This window comes from Achromobacter sp. Root565, from assembly GCF_001427425.1.
GTDB classification, from domain to species: Bacteria; Pseudomonadota; Gammaproteobacteria; order Burkholderiales; family Burkholderiaceae_B; genus Achromobacter; species Achromobacter spanius_D.
On sequence record NZ_LMGO01000010.1, the window covers coordinates 429 to 26,809 of the forward strand.

At 66.6% G+C, this 26,381-nt stretch carries 24 protein-coding genes and 2 pseudogenes; 11 read left to right on the forward strand and 15 right to left on the reverse strand.

The genetic code is table 11. From position 1 onward, the window contains the following. From ASD71_RS27850 to ASD71_RS26705, 3 genes and pseudogenes are all read right to left on the reverse strand, one after another. Window positions 1-513: malic enzyme-like NAD(P)-binding protein (locus ASD71_RS27850; RefSeq protein WP_304438800.1), on the reverse strand; the 513-nt coding region annotated here is incomplete at both ends. 1 nt (window position 514) lies between these two features. Beyond that, a pseudogene (locus ASD71_RS27855) lies at window positions 515-923 on the reverse strand (NADP-dependent malic enzyme); the annotation flags it as partial. Between the two features lie 132 nt (window positions 924-1,055). Continuing rightward, complete coding sequence (locus ASD71_RS26705) at window positions 1,056-1,961, reverse strand: hypothetical protein (RefSeq protein ID WP_056571629.1); 906 nt, start codon at window positions 1,959-1,961, stop codon at window positions 1,056-1,058. 43 nt (window positions 1,962-2,004) lie between these two features. Between ASD71_RS26705 and ASD71_RS26710 the strand changes: the two genes are divergently transcribed. Next, window positions 2,005-3,165 carry a pyridoxal phosphate-dependent aminotransferase gene (locus ASD71_RS26710; RefSeq protein WP_056571633.1) on the forward strand — a complete coding sequence of 387 codons (1,161 nt, stop codon included), beginning with the start codon at window positions 2,005-2,007 and terminating at the stop codon, window positions 3,163-3,165. A 56-nt stretch (window positions 3,166-3,221) separates the two neighbouring features. Here ASD71_RS26710 and ASD71_RS26715 read toward each other — a convergent pair whose 3' ends face one another. Further along, window positions 3,222-4,040: a lytic transglycosylase domain-containing protein gene (locus ASD71_RS26715; protein WP_056571636.1), complete on the reverse strand. Its 819-nt coding sequence runs from the start codon at window positions 4,038-4,040 to the stop codon at window positions 3,222-3,224. Between the two features lie 81 nt (window positions 4,041-4,121). Between ASD71_RS26715 and ubiD the strand changes: the two genes are divergently transcribed. Then, window positions 4,122-5,666, forward strand: coding sequence for a 4-hydroxy-3-polyprenylbenzoate decarboxylase (gene ubiD, locus ASD71_RS26720; protein WP_056571639.1), 1,545 nt, complete (start codon window positions 4,122-4,124; stop codon window positions 5,664-5,666). A 63-nt stretch (window positions 5,667-5,729) separates the two neighbouring features. Here the strand turns inward: ubiD and ASD71_RS26725 are convergent, their stop codons facing one another. The 9 genes and pseudogenes from ASD71_RS26725 to ASD71_RS26765 form a co-directional block, all read right to left on the reverse strand. Next, window positions 5,730-6,092 (reverse strand): hypothetical protein, encoded by a 363-nt coding sequence (locus ASD71_RS26725; protein ID WP_056571642.1) that lies wholly within the window; start codon window positions 6,090-6,092, stop codon window positions 5,730-5,732. 3 nt (window positions 6,093-6,095) lie between these two features. After that, complete coding sequence (locus tag ASD71_RS26730; protein WP_056571644.1) at window positions 6,096-6,512, reverse strand: phage holin family protein; 417 nt, start codon at window positions 6,510-6,512, stop codon at window positions 6,096-6,098. 68 nt (window positions 6,513-6,580) lie between these two features. Next, complete coding sequence (locus ASD71_RS26735) at window positions 6,581-6,898, reverse strand: YqjD family protein (protein ID WP_056326638.1); 318 nt, start codon at window positions 6,896-6,898, stop codon at window positions 6,581-6,583. A gap of 84 nt (window positions 6,899-6,982) precedes the next feature. Further along, on the reverse strand, window positions 6,983-7,708 hold the full coding sequence (locus ASD71_RS26740; RefSeq protein ID WP_082579076.1) for a hypothetical protein: 726 nt from the start codon (window positions 7,706-7,708) through the stop codon (window positions 6,983-6,985). Between the two features lie 106 nt (window positions 7,709-7,814). Next, window positions 7,815-10,535 (reverse strand): nitrate reductase, encoded by a 2,721-nt coding sequence (locus ASD71_RS26745; RefSeq protein WP_056571650.1) that lies wholly within the window; start codon window positions 10,533-10,535, stop codon window positions 7,815-7,817. A gap of 12 nt (window positions 10,536-10,547) precedes the next feature. Next, window positions 10,548-11,756, reverse strand: a pseudogene (locus ASD71_RS26750) (NAD(P)/FAD-dependent oxidoreductase); the annotation flags it as partial. A 10-nt stretch (window positions 11,757-11,766) separates the two neighbouring features. Continuing rightward, window positions 11,767-12,645: an ABC transporter ATP-binding protein gene (locus tag ASD71_RS26755; protein ID WP_056571653.1), complete on the reverse strand. Its 879-nt coding sequence runs from the start codon at window positions 12,643-12,645 to the stop codon at window positions 11,767-11,769. A gap of 4 nt (window positions 12,646-12,649) precedes the next feature. Beyond that, window positions 12,650-13,480 (reverse strand): nitrate ABC transporter permease, encoded by an 831-nt coding sequence (gene ntrB / locus ASD71_RS26760; protein WP_056571656.1) that lies wholly within the window; start codon window positions 13,478-13,480, stop codon window positions 12,650-12,652. Between the two features lie 25 nt (window positions 13,481-13,505). Beyond that, window positions 13,506-14,804, reverse strand: coding sequence for a CmpA/NrtA family ABC transporter substrate-binding protein (locus tag ASD71_RS26765; protein ID WP_082579078.1), 1,299 nt, complete (start codon window positions 14,802-14,804; stop codon window positions 13,506-13,508). Window positions 14,805-15,222: 418 nt separating this feature from the next. Between ASD71_RS26765 and ASD71_RS26770 the strand changes: the two genes are divergently transcribed. Both ASD71_RS26770 and cysG read left to right on the forward strand, forming a co-directional pair. Next, window positions 15,223-15,804 (forward strand): ANTAR domain-containing response regulator, encoded by a 582-nt coding sequence (locus tag ASD71_RS26770; protein WP_056571659.1) that lies wholly within the window; start codon window positions 15,223-15,225, stop codon window positions 15,802-15,804. 115 nt (window positions 15,805-15,919) lie between these two features. Beyond that, entirely contained in the window at window positions 15,920-17,329 is a 1,410-nt protein-coding gene (cysG, locus tag ASD71_RS26775) for a siroheme synthase CysG (RefSeq protein WP_056571662.1), read from the forward strand. 21 nt (window positions 17,330-17,350) lie between these two features. Here cysG and upp read toward each other — a convergent pair whose 3' ends face one another. Together upp and dacB are read right to left on the reverse strand one after the other, a co-directional pair. Further along, on the reverse strand, window positions 17,351-17,986 hold the full coding sequence (upp, locus tag ASD71_RS26780; protein WP_056571665.1) for a uracil phosphoribosyltransferase: 636 nt from the start codon (window positions 17,984-17,986) through the stop codon (window positions 17,351-17,353). A gap of 123 nt (window positions 17,987-18,109) precedes the next feature. After that, a complete protein-coding gene (gene dacB / locus ASD71_RS26785; RefSeq protein WP_056571668.1) occupies window positions 18,110-19,558 on the reverse strand; it encodes a D-alanyl-D-alanine carboxypeptidase/D-alanyl-D-alanine-endopeptidase in 1,449 nt (482 codons plus the stop codon). Window positions 19,559-19,784: 226 nt separating this feature from the next. On the opposite strand from dacB, the gene queA reads away from it, so the two are divergent. The 7 genes from queA (at window position 19,785) to ASD71_RS26820 (ending at window position 26,379) form a co-directional block, all read left to right on the forward strand. Next, window positions 19,785-20,843 (forward strand): tRNA preQ1(34) S-adenosylmethionine ribosyltransferase-isomerase QueA, encoded by a 1,059-nt coding sequence (queA, locus tag ASD71_RS26790; protein WP_056571671.1) that lies wholly within the window; start codon window positions 19,785-19,787, stop codon window positions 20,841-20,843. Further along, entirely contained in the window at window positions 20,840-21,976 is a 1,137-nt protein-coding gene (tgt, locus tag ASD71_RS26795; RefSeq protein ID WP_056571673.1) for a tRNA guanosine(34) transglycosylase Tgt, read from the forward strand. The genes queA and tgt overlap by 4 nt, the downstream gene beginning before the upstream one ends. Before the next feature lie 232 nt (window positions 21,977-22,208). After that, on the forward strand, window positions 22,209-22,553 hold the full coding sequence (gene yajC / locus ASD71_RS26800) for a preprotein translocase subunit YajC (protein ID WP_054451553.1): 345 nt from the start codon (window positions 22,209-22,211) through the stop codon (window positions 22,551-22,553). A gap of 111 nt (window positions 22,554-22,664) precedes the next feature. Beyond that, entirely contained in the window at window positions 22,665-24,545 is a 1,881-nt protein-coding gene (gene secD, locus ASD71_RS26805) for a protein translocase subunit SecD (RefSeq protein WP_056571676.1), read from the forward strand. Window positions 24,546-24,599: 54 nt separating this feature from the next. After that, window positions 24,600-25,535: a protein translocase subunit SecF gene (gene secF, locus ASD71_RS26810; RefSeq protein WP_056571679.1), complete on the forward strand. Its 936-nt coding sequence runs from the start codon at window positions 24,600-24,602 to the stop codon at window positions 25,533-25,535. A gap of 161 nt (window positions 25,536-25,696) precedes the next feature. Continuing rightward, the gene (locus ASD71_RS26815) at window positions 25,697-26,065 is read left to right on the forward strand and encodes a type II toxin-antitoxin system RelE/ParE family toxin (RefSeq protein ID WP_056571682.1); all 369 of its coding nucleotides are present in this window, start codon (window positions 25,697-25,699) and stop codon (window positions 26,063-26,065) included. Then, a complete protein-coding gene (locus ASD71_RS26820; RefSeq protein ID WP_056571685.1) occupies window positions 26,062-26,379 on the forward strand; it encodes a helix-turn-helix domain-containing protein in 318 nt (105 codons plus the stop codon). Before ASD71_RS26815 ends, ASD71_RS26820 begins: the two co-directional genes overlap by 4 nt. Window positions 26,380-26,381 lie beyond the last annotated feature (2 nt).

The following is a 26,381-nucleotide window of genomic DNA, read 5'->3' on the forward strand; positions in this document are numbered from 1 at the left end:
ACGCTCTTCCGATCTCTCGGCCAGCTTGCGGGCGTCGGTCTTTTGCGCAAAGCGCGCCTTGTCCGGGTCCATCAGCGTGGTGCGGCCTTCGTAGACCACGCCCTCGATGTCGGTCACCCAGATGTTTTCCAGCGGCAGGCCCAGATCGACCATCAGGTCCAGGCAAGCCAGCGCCGCAGCGCCCGCGCCGGACGTGACGACCTTGACCTGTTTGATGTCCTTGCCCACGACCTTCAGGCCGTTGATGAAGGCCGCCGACACACAGATCGCCGTGCCGTGCTGGTCGTCGTGAAAGACCGGGATCTTCATGCGTTCGCGCAGCTTGCGCTCGACGGTGAAGCATTCCGGGGCCTTGATGTCTTCAAGGTTGATGCCGCCGAAAGTGGCTTCCAGGCCGGCGATGATCTCGACCAGTTTGTCCGGGTCGGTCTCGTTGATTTCGATGTCAAAGACGTCCAGCCCGGCGAACTTCTTGAACAGCACCGCCTTGCCTTCCATGACCGGCTTGGAGGCNCATCACATACTCGTTGCTCATGGGTGGCTTCCAGGCCGGCGATGATCTCGACCAGTTTGTCCGGGTCGGTCTCGTTGATTTCGATGTCAAAGACGTCCAGCCCGGCGAACTTCTTGAACAGCACCGCCTTGCCTTCCATGACCGGCTTGGAGGCCAGCGCGCCGATGTTGCCCAGGCCCAGCACCGCGGTGCCGTTGGTGATGACGCCCACCAGATTGCCGCGGGCCGTGTAACGGAACACGTTGGCGGGATCCGCCACGATTTCCTCACAGGCCGCCGCCACCCCGGGCGAGTACGCCAGCGCCAGGTCGCGCTGGTTCGTCAGTTGCTTGGTCGGCGTGACCGAGATTTTGCCGGGGCGCCCGTGCTCGTGATATTCAAGGGCGGCTTTGCGAAGGTTGGCATCCATAGGTCGGCTACTGGCTAGAGTGTGTGACACGAAAGAGGGAGGAATTCTATTCCCATGACAGGCCGCGCGATACGCGGACCTGCGTCTTTCTTGAGGTCGAGCGCCGAAATCTTACAGCAAGCTGAACGATTGTCAGACTTCGGGCCATTCGATTTCGGGGAAGCAGCCATCGGGGTCGAAATTGGTTTTGACACGTCCGTCCAGCCGCACGGTCGCCAATCCCGGGGTGGCCGGGGTGGGCCCGGCCCCGCCTTCGGCCTGGCGGGCGTCGCCGGGCGGCACGTCGATCAGCACCGCGCCCTGCAGCCAGGCCAGCGTGCCGCCATGGCCCAGCAGCAATTGCGCGAGGTTGACGGTGGCCGGCGCCACGGGCTTGAGCGCGTCCAGCCGGTAGCGGCCCAGCCAGTGATAGCCGTCGTTGGTGGCGAACGCATCGCCGCCGGACGCCAACTGGAACAGCGCGGGCACCAGGCGCTGCACGGTGGCTGAACGCAGCGGCTGCACGTCGGTTTCGCCGAACGCGCCCAGCGTCTCCTCTACGCCATCGGCCAGCAGGACGTCGGCCGCAACGAGGCCCGAGGCCGCGCAGTGGCCCGCCGGCCAGGCCGCCGGGGCCGCCACCCATTGGGCCAGCGTCATGCCGCCCGGCAGCCCGGCGAACTGCCGCAACCCCGCGCGGGCCAGCTCGGCCAACGTCACGCCCGGCTGCGCGCGCCACTGCGGCACGTCGCCGTCCAGGCGCGTCAATTCGGTCAACAACACGGGATCCACCCGCAGGCGCGGTCGGGCGGAGGGCGCAAAGGGCCCCTCCGCCCCTTCCAGCTCCAGCGTCACGCGGTATTCCGCGCACAGCTTGCGCGCCTGGACGACGTCGGCCTCGGACGCGAGCGTGAGAATGGCGCACGTGCCGTCCGCCCCGCCCTCGCCCAGGTCGCGGACCTTGCCGTGGCATACCAGCGCCAGGCGTTGCACGAAGGCTGCCCACGGCGTCTGGACAGGCCGCCGGCCCATGAGAAAGGCGCGCCGGGATGGCTGCATGACTACAATTCCTTTTTTGCTAGATGACGCTTTCGAGATTCCGATGCCCCGCCTCGCTACCCGCACTCACGATTTCCTGACGTTCCAGGTGATGGAACTGTTCAAGCAGGCGCAGGCGCTGCAGGCGGCCGGACGAGACATTATCAGCCTGGGCATCGGCGAACCGGACTTTACCGCGCCCCCTCAGGTGGTGGAAGCGCTGGACCGCGCCGCGCGCGCCGGCCTCAGCGGCTATAGCCCGGGCGCGGGCATCGCCCCGCTGCGCGAAGCCATCGCGCAGTTCTACCGTGACCAGTTCGGCGCCGCCATCGACCCGCGCCGCGTCATTGTGACCGCAGGCGCCTCGGGCGCCCTGACGCTGGCCTGCGCGGCGCTGGTGAACACCGGCGGCGAAGTGCTGATGCCCGATCCGTCCTATCCCGCCAACAGCAATTTCGTGCTGGCCGCCGGCGGCGTGCCGCGCCTGATTCCCAGCTCGGCGGCAAAGCGCTTCCAGTTGTCCGCCGACGACGTCGCGCGGCACTGGACGCCCGCCACGCAGGGCGTGATGGTGGCTTCGCCCAGCAATCCCACCGGCACGTCCATCGCCCACGGCGAGCTGACCGAGCTGCTGGCGCAGGTCCGTGCACGCGAAGGCTTTGCCATCGTCGACGAAATCTACCTGGGGCTGTCCTATGACGGCCAGCCGCGCTCGGCACTGACGTTGGACGACGATGTCATCGTCATCAACAGCTTTTCCAAGTACTTCCACATGACGGGCTGGCGCCTGGGCTGGATGATCGTGCCCGACGACATGGTCGCGCCGGTGGAAAAGATCGCCTCCAGCCTGGCGATCTGCGCGCCCACGCTGGCCCAGCACGCCGCGCTGGCCTGCTTCACGCCCGCCGCGCTGAAGATCTTCGAACACCGCCGCGAGGCCTTCAAGCAGCGCCGCGACTACCTGCTGCCGGAATTCGAGCGCCTGGGCATCGACGTGCCGGTCAAGCCGGACGGCGCCTTCTATATCTATGCCGATATCAGCAACCTGGGCATGGACAGCGCCGCGTTCTCGCAGCGCCTGTTGCTGGAAGCCGGCGTGGCCGCCGTGCCGGGCCTGGACTTCGGACCCGCGCATGCGGCGCACACGATGCGGTTTTCGTATGCCACGGGCCTGGATCGCCTGGAAGAGGCGGTGGCCCGGATGGGCGTGCTGCTGCAACGCTGACCCAATGAAAAGGCGCGCCCTTGCGGAGCGCGCCTGTTGGCAAAGGGGGACAGGGATCAATCGCGCGCCAGCGCGATGCCCGATGCCAGCGCCAGGCGCCGGCGTTCCGCCTGCACCTTCGCGCCGTAGCCGTTGTCGTCCGGCCCGGTGGACCCGACGTAACACGCCAGGCCGCCGTCCACGGAACCGCGGCGGTTGATGCAGTCGCGCAGGATCGTGGCGCCCACGCCGATGTTGGCGGCGGGGTCCAGCGGGTTCTTGCCAACCGCGTCAAACTTGTCCTGATGCACGCTGGTCATGACCTGCATCAGGCCCTGCGCGCCCACATGGCTTTCGGCCAGCGGGTTGTAGCGCGATTCGATGGCGATCACGGCCAGGACCAGCAAGGGATCAAGCTGCTTTTCGCGGCTGACCTTGTACACGGTGTTCAGCAGCGGACCGGTCGCGTCATAGGCAACCTTGTACTTGCGCGAGATATAGTTGCGCAGTGCTTCGGCCTGCGGTCCGGTGGCCGCCGAAGCGGTCTTCTTGGGCGCGGGCGGCGCAACACGGGCCGGACCCAGCATGCCGGTGGCGTTGCTGGCGGGTGTGGTGGGTACGGCCATGGCAATTGCCGACGACGTGTCGGCACCCAGTTCGGAGCCGGCTTCGGATTCGGAGCTGGCCTGCATGGATGAAGGCGCAAGGGCGGTCAACAAGGCTTTGTGCACTTGCAATGCCTGGTCGCGCAAACCAGGCAGGGCGAATCCCATGCTTACCGTCACAATGACCGCGATGCCCAGATAGACAGAGCAAATGCGCAGGGATTCGGCAAGATATTGGTGCACTCCTTGGGCCATGTTCCTGAACAGGCTGGCCACTGACGCATCGGGCATAAAACCTCCTGCGTGAAAAAGAGGGAGTCAATGTTAACCTCTCTTTGAACCTGAAATGTAACCAAATCGCTGGGATCTGTAGTGAAATACCGCGACCTTAGAGACTTCATCGCCCAACTTGAACGCATGGGCGAGCTCAAACGCATTGCCGCGCCGGTGTCGACGCAGCTTGAAATGACGGAGATTTCCGACCGCGTGCTGCGGGCCGAAGGCCCCGCCCTGCTGTTCGAAAACGCCCGCCACAATGGCCAGCCCGCGCAGATGCCGGTGCTGGCCAATCTGTTCGGCACGCCTGCCCGCGTGGCGCGCGGCATGGGCGCCGACAACGTCAGCGCGCTGCGCGACATCGGCGAACTGCTGGCCTCGCTGCGCGAGCCCGAAGCGCCCAAGGGCCTGCGCGACGCGCTGGCCAAGGTGTCGATGCTGAAGTCGGCGCTGTGGGACATGAGCCCCAAGAACGTCAAAAGCCCCGCCTGCCAGGAAATCGTCTGGGAAGGCAACGACGTGGACCTGAACCGGCTGCCCATCCAGACCTGCTGGCCGGGCGACGTGGCGCCGCTTTTGACCTGGGGCCTGGTCATCACGCGCGGGCCCAACGCCAAGCGCCAGAACCTGGGCATCTACCGCCAGCAATTGCTGGGACCGAACAAGCTCATCATGCGGTGGCTGTCGCACCGCGGCGGCGCACTCGATTTCCGCGACCACGCGATCGCCAACCCGGGCACGCCCTTCCCCATCGCCGTGGCGCTGGGCGCCGATCCGGCCACCACGCTGGGCGCCGTCACCCCGGTGCCGGACAGCCTGTCCGAATACCAGTTTGCGGGTCTGCTGCGCGGCTCGCGCACCGAGGTCGCGCAGGCGCTGGGCAGCAACCTGTCCGTGCCGGCCTGGGCCGAGATCGTGCTGGAAGGCCATCTGCTGCCGTCATCTGACCCGCGCGCCATCAAGCCCGTGGTGCCCGAAGGCGTCAATCCGCCGCCCGACACCGGCTACGAAATGGCGCTGGAAGGCCCGTACGGCGACCACACCGGTTACTACAACGAGAAGGACTGGTTCCCGGTCTTCACGGTCGAGCGCATCACGATGCGCCGCAACCCCATCTATCACTCCACTTACACCGGCAAGCCGCCCGACGAGCCCGCCGTGCTGGGCGTGGCGCTAAACGAGGTCTTCGTGCCGCTGCTGCGCCGCCAGTTGCCGGAGATCGTGGATTTCTACCTGCCGCCCGAAGGCTGCAGCTACCGCCTGGCTGTGGTGTCGATCCGCAAGCAGTACGCGGGCCACGCCAAGCGTGTCATGTTCGGCCTGTGGAGCATTCTGCGCCAGTTCATGTACACCAAGTTCATCGTGGTCGTGGACGAGGACATCAATCCGCGCGACTGGAAGGAAGTGGTCTGGGCGATGACCACCCGCATGGACCCGGTGCGCGACACGCTGCTGGTCGAAAACACCCCGATCGACTACCTGGATTTCGCCTCGCCGGTGTCCGGCCTGGGCGGCAAGATGGGACTGGACGCCACCAACAAGTGGCCGGGCGAAACGAATCGTGAATGGGGTACGCCCATCACGATGGACGCCGACGTGAAGAAACGCGTGGACGATATGTGGGGGCAGTTGGGCCTGTAGCCATTGGCCTCTTTGCCCAAATAACAAAGCCCCGGAAACGGGGCTTTGTTATTACGGTTGGCGTCAGTCGCGTTCCCGGTCGTCGTCCTGGCGCATGCCGCGCCAGACCTTCAAGAGCTGCCAGCCCACGAAGGCGCCGCCGGCGAGCTTCAGAAGCTTGCCGCGCTTGCCGCCGCGCATGAACATGGCGGACAGCGACGAACTGATGATGGGATAGCGCCGCGCCAGCGTGATGGCCTGCAAGGCCCAGCGGGACGCGCCGCCCGACGCAAGACCCGGCAGCATGCCGCGGATGAGCGCGCTGGGTTCAAGCCTGCGCCCGGCCGACACGATATTCTGCGCCAGCGATTCGCGCTCGATCGCGGCGCGGGCGCGCAGCAGTTCGATGCGCACGGCGCGGTCGACGGTGGGAGATCGTTTGTGCATGGCTCAGAACCCCTCGCGTCGGCGGACCGCGGTGTCGTCATCGGCTTGCGCATCGCGCACGCGATCCAGCAATTCCGCATCGCGGCCCAGCTCTTCGAGCGTGGCCGAGAACGGCGCCGGTCCGTACACCAGCCCATGGCGCACCACGAGCAGCAGCACCACGCCGGCAACACCATAGAAAGCCGCCAGCAGCCCGAGGGCCAGGTAGCGGTCTTCCGTGGGCCAGAACGCCACGGCGATGGTGATGGTGGCCACCAGCACCGCCAGCGTCAAAAATAGCAGGGCCGCAAATGCCAGGCCCAGCAGCTTGAGCAGGCGCGCCTTTTCGTCCGCGGCTTCCAGAGCCAGCAGCTCCAACCGCGTGCGCATCAGCCCGACCAGGCTGGAGGCAACACCGAAAACAGTTTTTCGTAGACCCATGGCTGAAAGAACGCCGGGCGGCAGGCAGCGGCATCAAGCCGCGCCTGCCGCCCGGACGCCCTGCCCTGTCAGCGGCGGCTGATCAGCAAGCCGAGCAGCAGGCCGGTCACGCCTGCCACCCCGATGGCTTGCCAGGGATTGTCGTGCACATAGTCATCCGTCGCACGGGCGGCCTTGCGGCCACGCTCGAGGACGGCGTCCTGCGCTTCGTACAGGGCCTCGCGCGTGCGCCGCAGCGACGTCAGGGCGCGGTCGCGCAGTTCGTTGGCCTTGTCGCCGGTGCTGCTGGCGGCTTCGCGCAGCAGGCTTTCGGCGTCGTTCAGGCTGGTCTTGACACTGTCGATGAGTTTTTCTTTTGCGACGTCTTCGGATTTTCTCGTTGCCATTTTTTGAGCTCCTGTTGTGTGTCCATGACGAAAACGATGATACCAGCCGCCATGCGGGCGCAATCGCCCGCTTGCTACCGGGTGCTACTTGATCTGCGTAATCTCAACGGCGGATTTCACGCCGCCTTGGTCGATGTCCTGCTTCATCACCAGATTCACGGCGGGGCAATACCAATCGGTAACCGTCGAGTTCATGCCGGGGATGGGAATGGTCAGGCCCTGGAACGTGGCCATCGTGGGGTCTGAATTGCGCGTGTAGGTGATCGGGTGGCAGGACTGCTTGCCCAGCGCGGTATCCAGCGCGGTTTTCTGGCCGACCGTCTTCTCGCCGATGCGTACGGTAGTGCTGGGCTGGCCGCCCACCGGCGCTTCTTTGCCGATCTTCAGGCGGAACGACGAGCCGGGCAGTTTCTGGCCCGTAGCCAGCTTGCCATCGTAGGCAAAGAGGCCCAGCATGCGCAGGTCGAACTGGCCCTCGGAAGGCTTGGGCGCTTCGCCGGCGCTGGCGTAACGCAGGAACGTGGCTTGGCCGCCTTTGACGGTCATCAGGTAATCGAGCTTGGACTTGCCGGGCGGCAGACCCGCATAGCTGAATCGGGCAACGCCCTGCACGCGCGCGCGGCAGTTGTCGCCATTGCTTTTTGTAACTTCGGCGAAGGTCAGATCCGCGCCCAGCGCCAGATTGCCCGTGCCGGTCAGCTGGACGGCGCCGCCGTCGTGCATGAACTGCGCATCGCACACGCCGGCCTGCGCCGAGGCGGCCACGCCCAACGCGCCGGCCGAAAAAACCAGGGATGCCATTTTTCGCATCGTCGTCACAAGCCACTCCAGAAATCCGAAAGCGCCGTCCCGCCTCGGGGACAGCTGGCTTGATACTACACCGGTTGCCGTGCCCGGCGTATGTCCGAACGTGTCGTCACGCCAGCGCCGGCGCCGCTGGGGCGCGCGCCATCAGCGCCTGGATCTCCGGCACACATGAGCCGCAACCGGTGCCGCAGCCCAGCGTGTCCTTCAGCGCCGCCAGATCGCAGCCGCCTTCGACGCCTTTCAGGATGGCCGCTTCGCTGACGCCATTGCAGACGCACACCGTACGCGAACGCACCGCGCCCGCGACGCGTCCCATCAGCAGCGCCGCGATGCTGGCGGGCGCCTCGCCCCCCGCGGCCCACGCAAGCAGCGGCTCCTGCGCGCGTAGATCGCCCGTCAGCAAAAAGGCGCGCAGCTCGCCTTGCCCGGCGCTGACCCGGCGCAAATGGCCGCGCGCCGGATCGTCGTACGCCACGTCGGGACGCCGCAGGTCCAGGGCGTCGGCCAGTTCGTGCAGCACGGCGGCCTGCGGCGCGTCGCGGCTGGCAAGCCGCAACCGGACGCCGCCCGCACCAACCGGCAGCACGACGGCATAGTCGAAACGGCGCAGCCATGGCGCCAGCCGGTTCCGCAGCGCAGCGGCATCGCCCCGCCGCCATGCCGCTGCCTGCCATGCCAGGCCCGCCGGCTCGGCGCGCACGGCGCTGAACTTGAGCTCGGGCTGGCGCGATATCGGATCGGCGGCCGGATTGGTCAGCGCGTTCACGCCCAACCCGGCCATGAAGGCGCTGCCCCAGTGCATCGGCACGAAGGCCTGGCCGGGACGCAGCGACTCGTCGGCCTGCGCCGGCAGCACCAGCGCGCCGCGCCGCGACTGCAGCCTCGCCAGCGCGCCGGGCACCAGGTCCAGGCGGCGCATGTCGTCCGGATGCAGCGACACCCACGGCTCCTCGACATGCTGCGTCAACGCCCGAGCCAGCGAAGTGCGCGCCATCGTGTGCCAGTGATCGCGCAACCGGCCAGTCGTGAGTTGCAACGGAAAGTCGTCGGAGACGGTTTCGGCGGTCGGCCGCCATGCGACGTCGCAGAAGCGGGCGCGGCCGCTGGCGGTGGGAAACACGCCGTCGGCATATAGGCGCGCGATGCCCTGCCCCGCCCGGTACGGCCACTGCTGCGGTCCGTGCTGCGCCAGCACGGCGTAATCCAGCGCGCTGTAGTCCAGGTCGCGGCCGGCGGTCATGCGGGCGTGCTCGGCAAAAACCTCGCTTTCGTCGCCATAGGCAAACAGCGCCGCCTTGGCCGGTGCGATACGCGCCGCAAGCCGCTGGGCGACCGCCTGCGCCAGCCGCCAGTCGGGCTGCGCATCACCGGGCGGCGCGATGGCGGCGTGGACCCGGCTGATGCGCCGCTCCGAATTGGTCACTGTGCCGGACTTCTCGGGCCAGGTCGCCGCCGGCAGCACCAGGTCGGCATGGGCCAGCGTCTCGGTGCCGGCAAAGGCTTCCTGCACGATGACGAACTCGGCGCGGGCCAGCGCGGCCCGCACGCGCGCCTGATCCGGCAGCGACTGCGCCGGATTGGTCGCCGCGATCCACAGCACCTTGATGCGCCCGTCGAGCACCGCGTCGAACATGTCGAGCGCCGGCGCGCCCGGCGCGTCGGGCAGGCTCTCCACCCCCCACAGCCGCGCGACCTCGGCGCGGTCCGTGGCTGACGCGGGATCGCGATGGCCCGGCAGCAGGGTCGCCATGCCACCCGCTTCGCGCCCGCCCATGGCATTGGGCTGGCCGGTCAGCGAAAACGGCCCGGCGCCGGGGCGCCCGATCTGGCCGGTGGCCAGATGCAGGTGAATCAGCGCCGCATTCTTGTCGGTGCCCGCCACCGACTGGTTCAAGCCCATCGTGTACAGCGACAGCGCCGCCTGCGCCTGGCCGAACCAGCGCGCCGCCTGAACGATGTCCCGAGCGGGCACGCCGCAGAGGCGCTGCGCCGCCTCGGGCGTACACGTCTGCACGCGCGCGCGCAGCGTCTCGAAGCCCTCGGTATGGCGCGCGATGTAGGCCTCGTCGACCAAGCCCTCGCGCAGCATCACATGCAGCATGGCGTTGAACAGCGCCACGTCCGACCCCGGCGTGATCGGCAGGTGCAAGTCGGCAAACGCGGCAGTGTCGGTGCGCCGCGGATCGGCCACGATCACCTTCATGTGCGGCCGGCTGGCCCGCGCAGCTTCCAGCCGGCGAAACAGCACGGGGTGCGCATAGGCCATGTTGGAGCCGGCAATCAGCACGGTGTCGGCCAATTCCAGGTCGTCGTAGCAGGCGGGCGGCGCATCCGCGCCCAGCGTGCGCTTGTAGCCCGAGACGGCGCTCGACATGCACAAGCGGGAATTGGTGTCGATGTTGTTGGTGCCCGCCAGCGCACGCGCCAGCTTGTTGAAGACGGCGTAGTCTTCGGTCAGCAACTGGCCCGACAGATAGAAGCCCACTGTATCCGGGCCGTGCCGCGTGATCGCGTCGGCCAGCCGCTCCGCGGCGATATCCAGCGCGTGCGGCAGCGCGATATCCCGCAAAGGTTGCCCGCGCGTTTCGCGCCATTGCGCCGACAGCACGCGCGCGCCGTCGCGCCGCACCGTGTCGGCAAGCGCCAGCCCCTTGCTGCACAGGCGCCCTTGATTGGCTGGATGCGCGTCGTCGCCGCGCACGCCGGCAACCGCGCCGCCGCGCACCTGCACGCGCACGCCGCAGCCCGTGCCGCAATAACAGCAGACCGACGCGACCTCCCGCGCCACGTCGGTAATGATTTCAATCCGGCGCGCCATCGGCATGTCCATTTCCTACTCCCCCGCCGCTTCGCCCAGCATGAGCCGATCGCGCAGCGCGCCGATGCCCGCGCCTTCGCGGATCAGCCGCATGTACCACGCGCTATCTGCCGTGTCGCCGTACAGGCACGCGCCCACCAGGCGGTCGCCCTGGATCACCAATTTTTTGTAGATGCCGCCCGGCATGTCGGCCAACGTGATGGTTTCGGTCTGCGCGCTGCCCGCGAAGTCGCCCGCGGAGAAGAGGTCGATGCCTGTCACCTTGAGCTTGGTCGACGTGACGCTGCCCTCGTAGCGGCCGATCCCATGCAGGGCAAGATGGTTGGCTGCAACCTTGGCCTGCTCGAACAGCGGCGCGATCAGGCCATAGGCCGTGCCGCGGTGGCTGACGCATTCCCCCACCGCATAGATGCGCGGGTCGAACGTCTGCAACGTGTCGCTCACCACCACACCTCGGTCCACGTGCAATCCGCAGCGTTGCGCCAGCTCGGTGTTCGGCCGCACGCCGGCTGCCATCACAACGAGGTCCGCGGGGATTTCCGTCCCGTCCGCAAAGCGCACCGCGCGCACACGCCCGTCCGCGCCCCCCAGGATCGACTCGGTCTGACGCTGGAGCAAGAACGTCAATCCCCGTGCTTCCAGACTTTCGCGCAGCAGTGCGGCGGCCTCGCCGTCCAGTTGGCGGTCCAGCAGCGCCGCGCCCAGGTGCACCACCGACACGGTCATGCCGCGCGCCGCCAGGCCGTTGGCGGCCTCCAGGCCCAGCAATCCGCCGCCGATCACCACCGCGTGCCGGTAGCGCGAGGCGGCATCGATCATCCGGTTGACGTCGCCGATGTCGCGAAACGCCACCACGCCTTCCAGGTCGTGGCCCGGCACCGGCAGGATGAACGGGTTTGACCCGGTTGCAAGCAGCAGCCTGTCGTACGGCGTGCGCGTGCCGTCGGCGGCCACCACCATGCGCCGCGCGCGGTCGATGTCCGTCACCTTGCGGCCGCGCAGCAGCCGGATGCCATGGCGCGCATACCAGTCCTCGTCGTTCAGCACGATGTCCTGCAGCGTGCGCTCGCCGGTCAGCACCGGCGACAGGAGGATGCGGTTGTAGTTGGTGTGTGGCTCGGCCCCGAACACCGTGATGTCGTAGAGATCCGGCGCGAGCTTGAGCAGCTCTTCCACGGTGCGAATGCCGGCCATCCCGTTGCCGACCACGACGAGCTTCTGCCTGGCTTGCATGACGACACTCCTACGCGGCGGCGCGTGCCGTCGTCGCTGCCTGCTCCAGCGGCGCAGGCACGACCGACAGCGCCGCATTTGCCTGCGCCGCGGCCTGCGAGCGCTCGGGATTGCCGTGGCGGCGATGCAGAAAATCCACCACGCCCGCGCGGCACGCCAGATACGTCGGATCATTGGCCAGCCGCACGCGGTCGCGCGGACGCGGCAGCGGCACGGGCAGGATCTCTCCGATGGTCGCGGCCGGTCCGTTGGTCAGCATCACGATGCGGTCCGACAGCAATACGGCTTCGTCCACATCGTGGGTGACCATGATGGTGGTCGTGCGCGTCTTGGCCACGATCTTGAGCAGCTCGTCCTGCAGGTGCGCGCGGGTCAGCGCATCCAGCGCGCCGAACGGCTCGTCCATCAGCAGTACGCCCGGCTCGATCGCCAGCGCGCGCGCGATGCCCACGCGTTGCTTCATGCCCCCGGAGATCTCGCGAGGCAGCTTGTTCTGCGCGGGCAGCAAGCCCACCAGATCCAGCGCGGCGCGCGTGCGCTCGACCAGCTGGGCGCGCTTTTCCGTGGCGCCGAACACCCGCTCGACCGCCAGGTGCACGTTCTGAAAACACGTCAGCCACGGCAGCAGCGAGTGGTTCTGAAACACCACCGCGCGGTCGGGACCCGGGCCGGTGATCTCGCGTTCGGCGCACAGCAGCACGCCGCTCGTCGGCCGGGTCAGCCCGGCGATCAGGTTGAGCAAGGTGGACTTGCCGCAGCCCGAATGGCCGATCAGCGTGATGAACTCGCCCTGCTCGACCGTCAGGTCGATGTCGCGCAGCGCCACGAAGGCGCCCTTGCGGGTGTCAAAGGTCTGTCCCACGCGTTCGATGCGTACGAATTTCTTCATGGCGCTATTCCTCGGTATAGGTGAAACGGCGGGCCAGCGCGACCAGCAGGGTTTCCAGCAGCAGCCCCACGATGCCGATCACGAAAATGGCGATGACGATGTGCTCGACCTTCAGGTTGTTCCATTCGTCCCACAGCCAGAAGCCGATGCCCGTGCCGCCCGTTAGCATCTCAGCGGCCACGATCACCAGCCAAGCCGTGCCGATCGACAGCCGCACGCCGGTCAGCATGTAGGGCAGCACCGCGGGCAGCAGCACCTTGGTCGTGACCTTCCATTCCGACAGGTTCAACACGCGCGCCACGTTCAGGTAGTCCTGCGGCACGCGCGACACGCCCACGGCGGTGTTGATGATCATCGGCCAGATCGAACAGATGAAGATGGCCCAGATCGCAGCGGGATTGGCCGCCTTGAACAGCAGCAACCCCAGCGGCAGCCACGCCAGCGGCGACACCGGCCGCAATAGGCTGACGATCGGCGAGAACATGGCTCGCACGGCGGCATAGCGGCCAATTGCAAAGCCCACGGGGATGCCGACCAGCGCCGCCAGACCGAATCCCACTGCCACGCGTTCCAGCGAGGCCAGCAGGTTCCAGCCGATGCCCTTGTCGTTCGGGCCGTTGTCGTAGAACGGGTCCGAGAACAGATCGACGGCAGCATGCCAGGTGACGCCGGGCGTCGGGATCTCCGGTATGCGCATCGCCACCACCTGCCAGACCAACACGAAGAGCGCAAAGCCGGCGACCGGCCCCACGACCGCCTTCAACGCGGCTTCCAGGCGTTCCCGCCACAAGGCGGCGAATGCGTCGCCGCGGCCTGTCATCGTTACGGTAGACATTGCGAGTCCCCTTTCGTGGCGGCCGTCAGGCCTTGACCTTGAAACCGTCGGCATACGCCGCGGGATTGCTGCCGTCCCAGACCACATCGTCGATCAGCTTGGACGTGCGCGTTTCGCTGGCGGGCAGCGCGACACCCGCGGCCTGCGCGGCCTGCTTGTAGACGTCGACGCGATTGATCTGCGTGGCGATACCCAGGTAGTCCGGGTGCTCCTTCAGCAAGCCCCAGCGCTTGTGCTGCGTCAGGAACCACATGCCGTCGCTCAGGTACGGAAAATTTGCCGCGCCGTCCGCGTAGAAGCGCATGGCGTGCGCGTCCGACCACTTCTTGCCCAAGCCATCCTCGTACTGCCCCAACATGCGGTCCACGATGACGCCCGCGTCGGTGTTGACGTAGGACTTGGCGGCGATGGTCTCGGCCGTCTTGCGGCGGTTCTCGGGCGAGGCGTCGATCCACTTGCCGGCTTCCAGGATCGCGGCGGTGACCGCGCGCGCGGTATTGGGATTGCGGTTCACGAAGTCTGCGCTGGCGCCCAGGACCTTTTCGGGGTGATCGGTCCAGATGCCTTGCGACGTCACGGTGGTGAAGCCGATCTTGTCCATGATGGCGCGCGCGCCCCAGGGCTCGCCCACGCAGTAGCCATCCATGTTGCCCACGCGCATGTTCGCCACCATCTGCGGCGGCGGCACGGTGATCACCTTGGCGTCCTTCATGGGATTGATGCCATGCGCGGCCAGCCAGTAATACAGCCACATCGCGTGAGTCCCGGTGGGAAAGGTCTGCGCGAAGGTGTACTCACGTTTGTCCGCGGCCATCAGTTTCGCGAGCGACTCGCCGTCGCGCGCCCCGGCTTCCAGCAGCTTGTTCGAAAGCGTGATGGCTTGGCCGTTCTGGTTCAGGCTCATCAGCACCGCCATGTCCTTCTTCGGTCCGCCGATGCCCATGTGCACGCCGTAGACCAGGCCATACAGCACGTGCGCCATGTCCAGCTCGCCGTTCATGAGCTTGTCGCGCACGGCGGCCCACGACGCTTCCTTCGAGGGCGTGATCTTGACCCCGTACTTCTTGTCGATGCCCAGCACCGACGCCATCACCACCGACGCGCAGTCGGTCAGCGGGATGAAGCCGATCTTGACCTCGGTCTTTTCCGGCGCATCGGTCCCGGCCGCCCAAGCGCCGGCGCGCACCAGCGGGTCGACCAGCGAAAGCAGGCCGGCGCCGGCCACCGCGCGCGCCGTTCCGCCAAGCCATTTGCGGCGGCTGGCGTTGGCGGTCACGTCGGCGGGCGCGGCGACGGTCGAGGGACTGCGGGTCATGGGCGTCATCGTTGGTTCCTTGCGAGGTGACGGGATAAATGGCGGCAAAAAAAAACGTCCCGCGCGCCATGGATCTCCATCCGATGGCGCAGCGGAACGTCGTTGTCCCTGGCCGCGTGTCGCGGCGCGTTGCGTCGGGCGACCGCCGTTGGCCGCCCCGTTTTCACTGAAGCAATCGCTGTGCCAGTTTTGCCCCGGACGATGCAAATTGCCCGGCGGGCCGCGCTGGCGCTGGCGCTGCGCGGTTTCCACGCGGCCCGCGCCGCGCCGCCGCGAAACAGGGGCGGAGCCATGTTGGTGCGCAAGCCGATGCCGCAACGCACCATCGCTGTGCGGAGCGCGCCCCGCCGCCGTGCGCGCCGGTCACGCGCCACGCGCGAAACAGATGGCATGGAACTTGCATCAGCAAACAGACAGGGGGTGTTTCATGCTGAAGGTCATGCTGCTCAACGATGGCGAAGGACGCGCGGCGTCGCTGCGGCAAACGCTTGCCGCGGCGGGCGTGCACGTCGTGGCCGAAGTGGCCCCGGGTACGGACCTGGCCGCCAGCATCGCCCAGTCCGCCGCCGACGTCGTGCTGATCGACAGCGACGCCCCCGGCCGCGACACGCTGGAAAACATCTGTGTCGCCAGTTTGCACAGCGACCGCCCGGTCGTGATGTTCACCGACAACGGCAACCGCGAGACCATCCGCACCGCCCTGCGCGCCGGCGTGGCTGCCTACGTGGTCGGCGACGTGCCGGCCGCCCGCATCGAACCGCTGCTGACCGTGGCGATCGAGCGTTTCGCCGTGGAAAAGACCCGCCGCGAGGAACTGCGCGAGGCCCAGCTCCGCCTGGCGGACCGGCAGTGGGTGGAGAAGGCCAAGGGTATCCTGATGAAAACGCGCGCCGTTTCCGAGGAAGACGCGCATCGGCTGCTGCGCGAACGCGCCATGCACAGCCAGAAGCGGCTGGGCGACGTCGCCCGCGAAGTCGTCGAAATGAGCCAATGGCTGGGCAGCGCCTGACGCCCGGCCAAATAAGTTATGGCTATATGAATTAAAGAAATCAAAAGTTGTGGGGATGAAAGCCCGTCCCTATCATCGACCCACATTGAGCCGGGTACGCCCGAGGCTGGCATTCATGAAGCTTTTCCCGATTTTTGCCGATCTGACAGACCGGCTGGTACTCGTTGTTGGCGGCGGCGCGGTCGCCGAACGCAAGACGCTCGCCCTGCTGGAGGCCTGTGCCGATGTGGTCGTCGGCGCACCTGAACTGACGCCTGCGCTGGCAGCGCTTGCGGCCGAGGGCCGTATTCGCCATCTGCCGGGGCCGTTCGACGCGGCTTGGCTGCACGACGTGTGGCTGGTCGTGGCCGCCACCGACGATCGCGCGGTCAACGCCGCAGTCTCCCAGGCCGCCGCGGCGCGCCGCATTTTCACCAACGTGGTGGACGACCCCGAGCTGTCGTCCTTCCAGGTGCCGTCCATCGTCGACCGGTCGCCGGTCATCGTCGCCATTTCGTCGTCGGGCGTGGCCCCCGTGCTGGCCCGCCGCATCCGCGAACGCATCGAATCGCTGTTCGATCACACGCTGGGCCAGCTTGCCGGCCTGGCCGCCACCTACCGCAAGCGCATCCGCGCCAGCCACCCCGATCTGGGCGCGCGCCGCCGCTTCTACGATTGGTTGCTGGACGGCCCGGTGGCGGGCTTCCTGCGCCAGCAGCAGCCGGCGCAGGCCGAGACCGCGCTGGCCGATGCGCTGACCTCGCCGCTTGCGCCCGCCGAGGGCAGCGTAGTGCTGGTCGGCGCAGGCCCCGGCGACCCCGGCCTTTTGACGCTCAAGGCCCTGCGCGCCCTGAACGAGGCCGACGTCATCCTCTACGACCGCCTGGTCAGCGACGAGGTCATGTCGCTCGCCCGGCGCGACGCCGAACGCGTGCCGGTGGGCAAGCTGCCTGGCGAAAACCATCACGCGACGCAGGCGCGCATCCATGCGCTGCTGGTCGAACACGCGCACGCCGGCCGCCGCGTGGTGCGGCTAAAGGGTGGCGACGCGTTCATTTTTGGCCGTGGCGGCGAGGAACTGGAATATCTGCGCGCGCACGGCGTGCGGTATGAAGTCGTGCCGGGCATCACGGCGGCGCTGGCCTGTGCGGCCTATGCCGGCATTCCGCTGACGCACCGCGAGCACGCCCAATCCGTGCGCCTCATCACCGCGCATTGCCGTGAAGACGAAGACAATCTGGATTGGCCCGCGCTGGCCCGCGAAAAGCAGACGTTGGCGTTCTACATGGGCGTGGGCCAGCTTGAGTTGCTGACGCAGCGCCTGCTGCGCCATGGCCGTTCACCCGAGACGCCGTTTGCACTCATCGAAAACGGCAGCCGGCCCGAACAGCGCGTGGTGTCGGGTCCGCTGGCGCAACTGCCGGAACTGGCCCGGGAACATGCCGTCCGGTCCCCCGCCCTGCTGATCGTGGGCGAGGTCGCCGGCCTGGCGCCGCAGTTGCATTGGTTCGGCCAGCATCTGGGCCGGCCGGCGGTTACGGCCTGAAAACCGGCCGAAACGCGTTTCTTAGCCCTTTTGCTGCGTGCCGAAGATGCGGTCGCCGGCGTCGCCCAGGCCCGGCATGATGTAGCCGTGCTCGTTCAGACCGTTGTCGATGGACGCGGTGTAGATGTGCACGTCCGGGTGCTTGGCCAGCACGGCGTCGATGCCCACCGGCGCGGCCACCAGCACCAGCGCGCGGATTTCCTTGCAGCCGGCGCGCTTGAGCAGGTCGATGGCGGCGACCATCGAGCCGCCCGTCGCCAGCATGGGGTCAACGATCAGCGCCAGGCGCTGGTCCAGTTCGCCGACCAGGCGTTCCAGATACGTGTGGGCTTCCAGCGTCTCTTCGTTGCGGGCCACGCCCACGACGCTGACCTTGGCGCCCGGAATCAGGCTCAGCACGCCGTCCAGCATGCCGATGCCGGCGCGCAGGATGGGCACCACGGTAACTTTTTTGCCGGCGATCTTCTCGACCTCGACCTGGCCGCACCAGCCCTCGACGGTGGCGGGCGCCAGCGGCAGGTCCTTGGACGCTTCATACGTCAGCAGCGCGCCCACTTCCTGGGACAGTTCACGGAAGCTCTTGGTACTGAGGTCGGCGCGCCGCATGATCCCGAGCTTGTGGCGGATCAGCGGATGGCGGATTTCGTGCACGGGCATGTGCGTAACTCTCCAGAGTATTTGTTGGTCAGAATTCTTTTGGCCTCGGACGGACCGGCAACGGCGCGACGGGATTGCGCCGGCCGGTGGCGGGGCCGTACGGGAGGATCGTAATCGGTTTAGCTATTGTTCGGCGAGCCAGGAAATCAAGGCGTCGTCGAAAGCTCGGACCGCGCCAGCCTGTTCGTGGTTGACGATGCTGACAACCACATAGCGCTTGCCGCTGGCGCCTAACACGTAACCGGCGATCGAGCGCACGTCGCGCAGCGAGCCCGTCTTCAGATGCGCCATGCCGAGCGTGCCGTTGCCCTTCAGGCGGCGGCGCACCGTTCCATCCACGCCAGCGATGGCGAAGGACGAAATGTATTCCGGCATCACCGGCGAATTCCAGGCCACGGTCAGCATCGACGCCAGGCTGTCTGCCGACACGCGGGCCTCGCGCGACAGGCCGGCGCCGTTGTCGATGACCAGCTCGGGCATGTTCAGCCCCTGCTTGGCCAGGAGTTGCTTGGCAACCTCTTCGCTGCTGCTCACGGTGGCCGGACGGCGGCCGCGTTCGGCGCCCAACGTCAGCAGCAGGGTGCGCGCCATGACGTTATTGCTGCGCTTGTTGATCTGTCGGATGGCCTCGGCCAGCGTGGGCGAGTCGTGCGAGGCCAGCACCACCGCGTCCGCCGGCACCATCCCCGACCGGACCTGGCCCTTGAACGTGCCGCCCAGCTCTTTCCAGAGCATGCGGAAGACTTCGGTGGCGTACTCGGGCTGGGACAGCGCCAGGCGGTACAAACTGAACTCGCCGCAGGAACCCGCCACCTTGCCATTGACACGGATGGTGACGCCCTGCTGCGTGATGACCGGATCGGTCGTGACCACCGGCGGACCCGGGCAGCGGACGTCGCTCCATTCCACCTGACCTTCAATCTTCAAACCGGGCAGTGGCGGGTCGATCAGCGGCACCCACTTGTTGGCGACCGGGTCCGGGGTGAACAGCAGGCGCAGCGCGCCAAAGCCCACCATCAGCGCGTCCGGACTGGCGTTGTAGGCCCGGTCGGGCGCGCCATCGAACGCGCCCGGGTCGATCGCCACCTGGCCGAAGATGCTGCGGTCGATCACCAGGTCGTTGATCTGCTTGACCCCGCGCAGCCGCAGTTCGCGCAGCAGCGCCCACAAGTCCTGCATCAGGAACTGCGGGTCGCCCCCGGCCCGCAGGTACAGCGGACCGGCGAGCACGCCCTTGGCGTCGGGACGCGAGCCCGGGGTCGTCATGAATTCGGTGCGCCAGACGTAATTGGGGCCGAGCTCGGACAGCGCCGCCCACGTCGTGACCAGTTTCATCACGGACGCGGGATTGCGCCCCTCCTTGGCGTTCAGCGCCACCAGCCGCGGGCCGCCGACCTCCTGCACCACCAGCGACAGCGAGCTATCGGGCAGCTTGCTGGCCTTCCAGGCCTTCACCACGTCGGGCGGCAACCCCGGAACCTGCGCAAAGGCAGCGCACGCGGTCAAGGCCAGGACGCCGCCGGCCAGCCACTGCTTCACTCCGCCCACCCGCCTGATCACTTGTCCCGTCATGCCATGCCCACCTGGTTGCTCGTCCAGCAAAACCGAGAGCATACAAAACCTGGAACCGTTACGGGCGGCGCGGGACGGCCGCGGGCGCCTTTGGCCGCGTAATTATTTACGAGGCACCGATCCGCCCCTATTAACTGTCCCCTTTACAATATGCGGTTGCCCCCAGCCCGCCCAACCGGCACGGCTTGCCATTTGCAGGGCCGATCCCATTGCTCCCAATACCAGCGTGACCCAGTCCTTCACCGTTTCCGACTTCGACTACGAACTGCCGCCCGAGCTCATCGCGCAGACGCCCGCCGCCGAGCGCACAGGCAGCCGCCTGCTGCACCTGGACGCCGCCAGTCGGCTGCATGACCGCCAGTTCGCCGACCTGACCTCCCTCTTGCGGCCCAACGACCTGCTGGTCTTCAACGACACGCGCGTCATCAAGGCTCGCCTGCCCGGCCACAAGATCACCGGCGGCAAGATCGAGGTGCTGGTCGAGCGCATCACCGAACCCGACCGCGTCCTGGCGCACGTGCGCGCCAGCAAGTCGCCCGGCGCAGGCATGGTGCTGCGCCTGGCCGACGCCTTCGAGGCCACGGTGCTGGGCCGCGAGGGCGAGCTCTTCGACATCCGATTCCCCGGTCCCGTGCTCGATTTGCTGGACGCCCACGGCGCCACGCCACTGCCGCCGTACATCACGCACGCCGCCGACGCCGGCGACGACGACCGCTACCAGACCGTCTACGCCCGCGAACCCGGCGCGGTCGCCGCCCCCACCGCCGGCCTGCATTTCGATCAGCCCACGCTCGAGCGCCTGGCTGGGCTGGGCGTGGCGCGCGCCTTCGTCACCCTGCACGTGGGCGCCGGCACCTTCCAGCCGGTGCGCGTGGACAACCTGGCCGACCACGTCATGCACGCTGAATGGTTCACCGTCCCCCAGGCCACCGTGGACGCGATCGCCGCGGCCCGTGCCCAGGGCGGACGCGTGGTCGCCGTCGGCACCACCAGCGTGCGCGCCCTGGAATCCGCCGCCGCCCAGACCGAGGGCCGCACCGCCCCCGGCGTCCCGCTGGCCCCCGCCCAAGGCGACACGCGCCTGTTCATCACCCCCGGTTACCAGTACCGTGTGGTGGACGCGCTGGTCACCAACTTCCATCTGCCCCAGTCGACCCTGCTGATGCTGGTGTCGGCGCTGGCCGGCGTCGAGCCCATCCGCCGCGCCTACGCCCACGCCGTCGCCGCACGCTACCGCTTCTTCAGCTACGGCGACGCCATGTTCATCGAAACCCCTGCCTCATGACCGGACTCAACTTCGAACTGCTCGCCACCGACGGCGGCGCCCGCCGCGGCCGCATCACGCTGAACCACGGCGTGGTCGAGACCCCCATCTTCATGCCGGTGGGCACCTACGGCAGCGTCAAGGCGATGATGCCGCACGAGCTCAAGGAAGTCGGCTCGCAGATCGTGCTGGGCAACACCTTCCACCTGTGGCTGCGCCCCGGCACCGAAATCATGGAAAAGCATGGCGGCCTGCACGGCTTCATGCAGTGGGACAAGCCCATCCTGACCGACTCCGGCGGCTTCCAGGTGTTCAGCCTGCAGGGCATGCGCAAGATCACCGAGGAAGGCGTGAAGTTCGCCTCGCCCATCGACGGCGCGCGCCTGTTCCTCACGCCCGAAGAGTCGATGCGCATCCAGCGCTCGCTCAACTCCGACATCGTCATGGTGTTCGACGAGTGCACGCCCTACGAAATCGACGGCCGCCCCGCCACCGTCGAGGAAGCCGCGCGCTCCATGCGCATGTCCCTGCGCTGGGCGCGCCGCTCGCGCGACGAATTCGATCGCCTGGGCAACCCGAATGCGCTGTTTGGCATCGTGCAGGGCGGCATGTACGAGTCGCTGCGCGACGAATCCCTGGCCGGACTGCAGGACATCGGCTTTCACGGTTACGCGATCGGCGGGCTGTCGGTGGGCGAGCCCAAGGAAGACATGATGCGCATCCTGGCGCACGTGACGCCCAAGCTGCCCGTCCAGGCCCCGCGCTACCTGATGGGCGTGGGCACCCCCGAAGACCTGGTCGAAGGCGTAAGCCGCGGCGTCGACATGTTCGACTGCGTCATGCCCACCCGCAACGCGCGCAACGGCTGGCTGTTCACGCGCTTTGGCGACGTGAAGATCCGCAATGCCAAGTACCGCGACGACACCCGTCCGCTGGACCCGAGCTGCAGCTGCCACACCTGCGGCAATTTCTCGCGCGCCTACCTGCACCACCTGCAGCGCGCCAATGAAATCACCGGCGCGCGCCTGAACACGCTGCACAACCTGCACTTCTATCTGACTATCATGAAGGAAATGCGCGAGGCCATTGCGGAAGGCCGTTTTGACGCCTGGCGCGCCCAGTTCGCCGCGGACCGCGCTCGCGGCATCGAGTAGCCGGATAAAAAAGCCCCGCCAGGGGCTTTTGCCGGCGGGTTTCGCCCCCATTTGACCGGGCAGGCCGCCGCTGCAAGCGGAAGCCGCCTTGTCGCCTGGGATGACACCCTAGTTAAAGGCGGGCGATAACCTCTATACAATAGTCGGCTTGCCCTATCCATGGCTCGCGCGGGGATGGGCGCATTAAAAACATAGCGATAAACCCAAACAGACTCAAACGCAGGAGAATTCAATGTCCGTTATCGATACCGCCAGCCTCGTCGTGGCCCAGGCCGCTGCCCCCGAAGGCAATGCGCTGATGGGCATGCTGCCCATCATCCTGATGTTCGTGATCCTCTATTTCCTGATGATCCGTCCGCAGATGAAGCGCCAGAAGGAACACCGCAACCTGATCGCGGCCCTGGCCAAGGGCGACGAAGTCGTCACCGCCGGCGGCATGCTCGGCAAGGTCACCAAGGTCAACGACAGCTACGTCACCGTCGAAGTCTCCGAACTGGCCGACAAGCCCGTCGAAGTCATCATGCAGAAGTCGTCGGTCTCGACCGTTCTGCCCAAGGGAACCATCAAGGCCCTGTAAGCGTCCCAGAAGAGCCCCGACGGGGCTCTTGTCCTTGAAGGCGCCTACCGCCGCCCGCCGCGCTCACCCGCTCGGGCGGCCCTTTCATCTCTTTAAATGAAGTAGCCGGCAATGAACCGCTATCCCCTCTGGAAGTACATTACGGTCCTGGTCGCGGTCCTCATTGGCCTGCTGTACACGCTTCCCAATTTCTACGGCGAATCCCCCGCCGTTCAGGTGTCCAGCGCCAAGGCCACGGTCAAGGTCGACACCGCCGTGCTGGCCCGCGTGGAACAGATCCTGACCGATGCCAAGATCCCCAACGAAGGCGCCTATTTCGAATTGAACGGCACGCTCGGCACCGTGCGCGCCCGCTTCCCGTCCACCGACGTGCAGCTGCAGGCCCGCGACCTGATCGAAAAATCGCTCAATACCGTTCCCGGCGACCCGCACTACACCGTGGCGCTGAACCTGCTGCCCGCCTCGCCGCCCTGGATGCGCGCGCTGGGCTGGTTCGCGCCCAAGCCCATGTACCTGGGCCTGGACCTGCGCGGCGGCGTGCACTTCCTGCTGCAAGTCGACATGCAGGGCGCCCTGACCGCACGCTACGACTCGCTGTCCGCCGACGTGCGCTCGGTGCTGCGCGACCAGAAGATCCCCGTGACCGGCGTTGAACGCTCCGGCATGAGCATCGCCGCCACCTTCGCCACCACCGACGACCGCGACCGCGCCATCTCGACGCTGCGCTCGCGCCTGCCGGACCTGGAATTCACCGAACGCGAAGAAGGCGGCAAGCAATTGCTGCTGGCCGCCCTGAACCCGGCCGCCGTCACCCGCGTGCAGGATTCCGCGCTCAAGCAAAACATCAACACGCTGCACAACCGCATCAACGAACTGGGCGTGGCCGAACCGATCATCCAGCAGCAAGGTTCGGACCGCATTGTGGTGCAACTGCCCGGCGTGCAGGACGTGGCCAAGGCCAAGGAACTGCTGGGCCGCACCGCCACGCTGGAAATCCGCATGGTCGACGACACCCCCGCCGCGCAGGCCGCGCTGCTGGGCGGCAGCGTCCCGTTCGGTCTCGAACGTTACAACGACCGCGACGGCCGTCCCATTCTGGTCCGCCGCCAGGTCATCCTGACCGGCGAAAACCTGCAGGACGCCCAACCCGGCCGCGATTCGCAGACCCAGCAGGCCGCCGTCCACCTGACGCTGGATTCCAAGGGCGCCCGCATCTTCCGCGACGTCACCCGCGACAACATCAACAAGCGCATGGCCATCCTGCTGTTCGAAAACGGCAAGGGCGAAGTGGTCACCGCACCCGTCATCCGCGGCGAAATCGCGGGCGGCCAGGTGCAGATCTCGGGCAGCATGTCTTCCGAGGAAGCCGCCGACACCGCGCTGCTGCTGCGCGCCGGCGCGCTGGCCGCACCGATGTCCATCATCGAGGAACGCACCATCGGCCCGAGCCTGGGCGCCGACAACATCTCGAAGGGCTTCTACTCGACGCTGTACGGCTTCCTGGCCATCGCCGCGTTCATCATCATTTACTACCACCTGTTCGGCGTGTTCTCCACGATCGGCCTGACACTCAACGTGCTGCTGCTGCTGGCTCTCCTGTCCATGCTGCAGGCCACGCTGACGCTGCCGGGTATCGCGGCTATCGCGCTGACGCTGGGCATGGCGATCGACTCGAACGTGCTGATCAACGAGCGCATACGGGAAGAACTGCGCGCGGGGGCCACGCCCCAGCAGGCCATCCATCACGGCTTCGAACGCGCGTGGGGCACCATTCTTGACTCGAACCTCACCACGCTGATCGTGGGCCTGGCGCTGCTGGCCTTCGGCTCGGGCCCGATCCGGGGCTTTGCGGTGGTTCACTGCCTGGGCATTCTGACCTCGATGTTCTCGTCTGTCGTGGGCGTGCGCGCGCTGGCCAACCTGTACTACGGCCGCAAGAAGAAGCTCACCTCGATCTCCATCGGCGAAGTCTGGAAGCCGAAGGCAAACTGAAAATAGAGCGGACGGCCCGGGCCGTCCGCCACAGAAAAGAACCGAAGGCGAAAAATGGAATTTTTCCGGATTCACCGCACCATCCCGTTCATGCGCCATGCCCTGGTGCTGAACATCATCAGTCTCGTCACCTTCCTGCTGGCGGTCTTCTTCATTCTCACCCGCGGCTTTCACCTGTCGATCGAGTTCACCGGCGGCACGGTCATGGAAGTCAACTACGCCCAGACGGCGCAGCTTGAAAACGTGCGCGGCGTGGTGTCCAAGCTGGGCTACACCGACTTCCAGGTCCAGAACTTCGGCACCTCGCACGACGTCATGATCCGCCTGCCCCTGCAGGAAGGCCAGACGTCCGCCACCCAAAGCGAAACCGTCATGGCCGCGCTCAAGGCCGCCGACTCCGGCGTCGAGCTGCGCCGCGTCGAGTTCGTGGGACCGCAGGTCGGGCAGGAACTGCTGCACAACGGCCTTATGGCGCTGCTGGTCGTCGTGATCGGCATCATGGTCTATCTGGGCTTCCGCTTCGAATGGAAGTTCGCGGTCGCCGGCGTTATCGCCAACCTGCACGACGTGGTCATCATCCTGGGCTTCTTCGCGTTCTTCCAGTGGGAGTTCTCGCTGGCGGTGCTGGCCGGTGTGCTGGCCGTGCTGGGCTACTCCGTGAACGAATCCGTGGTCATCATGGACCGGATTCGCGAAAACTTCCGCAAGTACCGCAAGGCGGACGTGCACGAAGTCATCAACAGCGCCATCACCCAGACCATCTCGCGGACCATCATCACCCACGGTTCGACCCAGATGATGGTGCTGGCCATGCTGTTCTTCGGCGGTCCCACCCTGCACTACTTCGCCATGGCCCTGACCATCGGCATCTGGTTCGGCATCTACTCGTCGGTGTTCGTCGCCGCCGCGTTGGCCATGTGGATGGGCGTCAAGCGCGAAGACCTGATCAAGCCGGTCAAGAAGGAAGGCGAAGAAGGCGAAGTCGCCTGATTGCCCTCGTGCTGACATGCAAAACCCGTCGCTTGCGACGGGTTTTTCTTTTGGGGCGCGGCAATTTGCGGTCCGCACGAATAGCCTGCCTCGGTGTCCCCGGTTAGTTTGTCCGATTCCCCGCCAAGGCGGTTGATATATATATCCGAACAGGTATATTCATGCGGACGGACAAACCCAAGCTGCTTTTCTGGGAGGGATCTTCCAGGAAGGATTTCAAGACGTTCCCCGTACCCGTGCAAAAGCGCATGGGGATGTCGCTGTACACCCTGCAATGCGGCCGTTGGCCTGATGCCGCAAAGGCCATGAAAGGACTAGGATCCGGCGTGTATGAACTCGTCGACGCCGAGCGAGGCAATGCTTACCGCACCGCTTATGCGATGAAGATCGACACAGCGATCCATGTCCTTCACGCATTTCAGAAAAAATCCAAATCCGGCATCAGTACACCGCAAAGCGACCTCGATCTCATTTCAAGCCGGCTGAAGCGGGCGATGGCCCGCCAAAACTTGGCCCGGAGCGCTCCATGACACGCCCCCCCAATTCCGGCACGCAGAACGTGCTTTACGACCTCGGCTTTGACGACGCAGCGGAGCTCACCGCCAAAGTCCAATTGGCCATCCGATTCAACGACTTGATCGACGAACGCGGCCTGAACCAGCGTGAAGTCGCCGTCCTGACAGGGATGACGCAGCCCAAGGTATCTCAAATCCGCAGATACAAGCTCCAGAACATTTCACTGGAACGGGTAATGCAGGCGCTGGTTGCGCTGGACCAACGTGTTGAGATCCGGGTGCGCAAGGCACGTCGGCCCGAGACGGCCGGCATCTCCGTCGCTGCCTGACG

Coding starts and splice junctions, on each gene's coding strand:
- ASD71_RS26705 (WP_056571629.1), bottom strand. CDS start 1,961: ATGCAGCCATCCCGGCGCGCCTTTCTCATGGGCCGGCGGCCTGTCCAG.
- ASD71_RS26710 (WP_056571633.1), top strand. CDS start 2,005: ATGCCCCGCCTCGCTACCCGCACTCACGATTTCCTGACGTTCCAGGTG.
- ASD71_RS26715 (WP_056571636.1), bottom strand. CDS start 4,040: ATGCCCGATGCGTCAGTGGCCAGCCTGTTCAGGAACATGGCCCAAGGA.
- ASD71_RS26725 (WP_056571642.1), bottom strand. CDS start 6,092: ATGCACAAACGATCTCCCACCGTCGACCGCGCCGTGCGCATCGAACTG.
- ASD71_RS26730 (WP_056571644.1), bottom strand. CDS start 6,512: ATGGGTCTACGAAAAACTGTTTTCGGTGTTGCCTCCAGCCTGGTCGGG.
- ASD71_RS26735 (WP_056326638.1), bottom strand. CDS start 6,898: ATGGCAACGAGAAAATCCGAAGACGTCGCAAAAGAAAAACTCATCGAC.
- ASD71_RS26740 (WP_082579076.1), bottom strand. CDS start 7,708: ATGCGAAAAATGGCATCCCTGGTTTTTTCGGCCGGCGCGTTGGGCGTG.
- ASD71_RS26745 (WP_056571650.1), bottom strand. CDS start 10,535: ATGGACATGCCGATGGCGCGCCGGATTGAAATCATTACCGACGTGGCG.
- ASD71_RS26755 (WP_056571653.1), bottom strand. CDS start 12,645: ATGAAGAAATTCGTACGCATCGAACGCGTGGGACAGACCTTTGACACC.
- ntrB (WP_056571656.1), bottom strand. CDS start 13,480: ATGTCTACCGTAACGATGACAGGCCGCGGCGACGCATTCGCCGCCTTG.
- ASD71_RS26765 (WP_082579078.1), bottom strand. CDS start 14,804: ATGACGCCCATGACCCGCAGTCCCTCGACCGTCGCCGCGCCCGCCGAC.
- ASD71_RS26770 (WP_056571659.1), top strand. CDS start 15,223: ATGCTGAAGGTCATGCTGCTCAACGATGGCGAAGGACGCGCGGCGTCG.
- cysG (WP_056571662.1), top strand. CDS start 15,920: ATGAAGCTTTTCCCGATTTTTGCCGATCTGACAGACCGGCTGGTACTC.
- upp (WP_056571665.1), bottom strand. CDS start 17,986: ATGCCCGTGCACGAAATCCGCCATCCGCTGATCCGCCACAAGCTCGGG.
- dacB (WP_056571668.1), bottom strand. CDS start 19,558: ATGACGGGACAAGTGATCAGGCGGGTGGGCGGAGTGAAGCAGTGGCTG.
- tgt (WP_056571673.1), top strand. CDS start 20,840: ATGACCGGACTCAACTTCGAACTGCTCGCCACCGACGGCGGCGCCCGC.
- yajC (WP_054451553.1), top strand. CDS start 22,209: ATGTCCGTTATCGATACCGCCAGCCTCGTCGTGGCCCAGGCCGCTGCC.
- secD (WP_056571676.1), top strand. CDS start 22,665: ATGAACCGCTATCCCCTCTGGAAGTACATTACGGTCCTGGTCGCGGTC.
- secF (WP_056571679.1), top strand. CDS start 24,600: ATGGAATTTTTCCGGATTCACCGCACCATCCCGTTCATGCGCCATGCC.
- ASD71_RS26815 (WP_056571682.1), top strand. CDS start 25,697: ATGCGGACGGACAAACCCAAGCTGCTTTTCTGGGAGGGATCTTCCAGG.
- ASD71_RS26820 (WP_056571685.1), top strand. CDS start 26,062: ATGACACGCCCCCCCAATTCCGGCACGCAGAACGTGCTTTACGACCTC.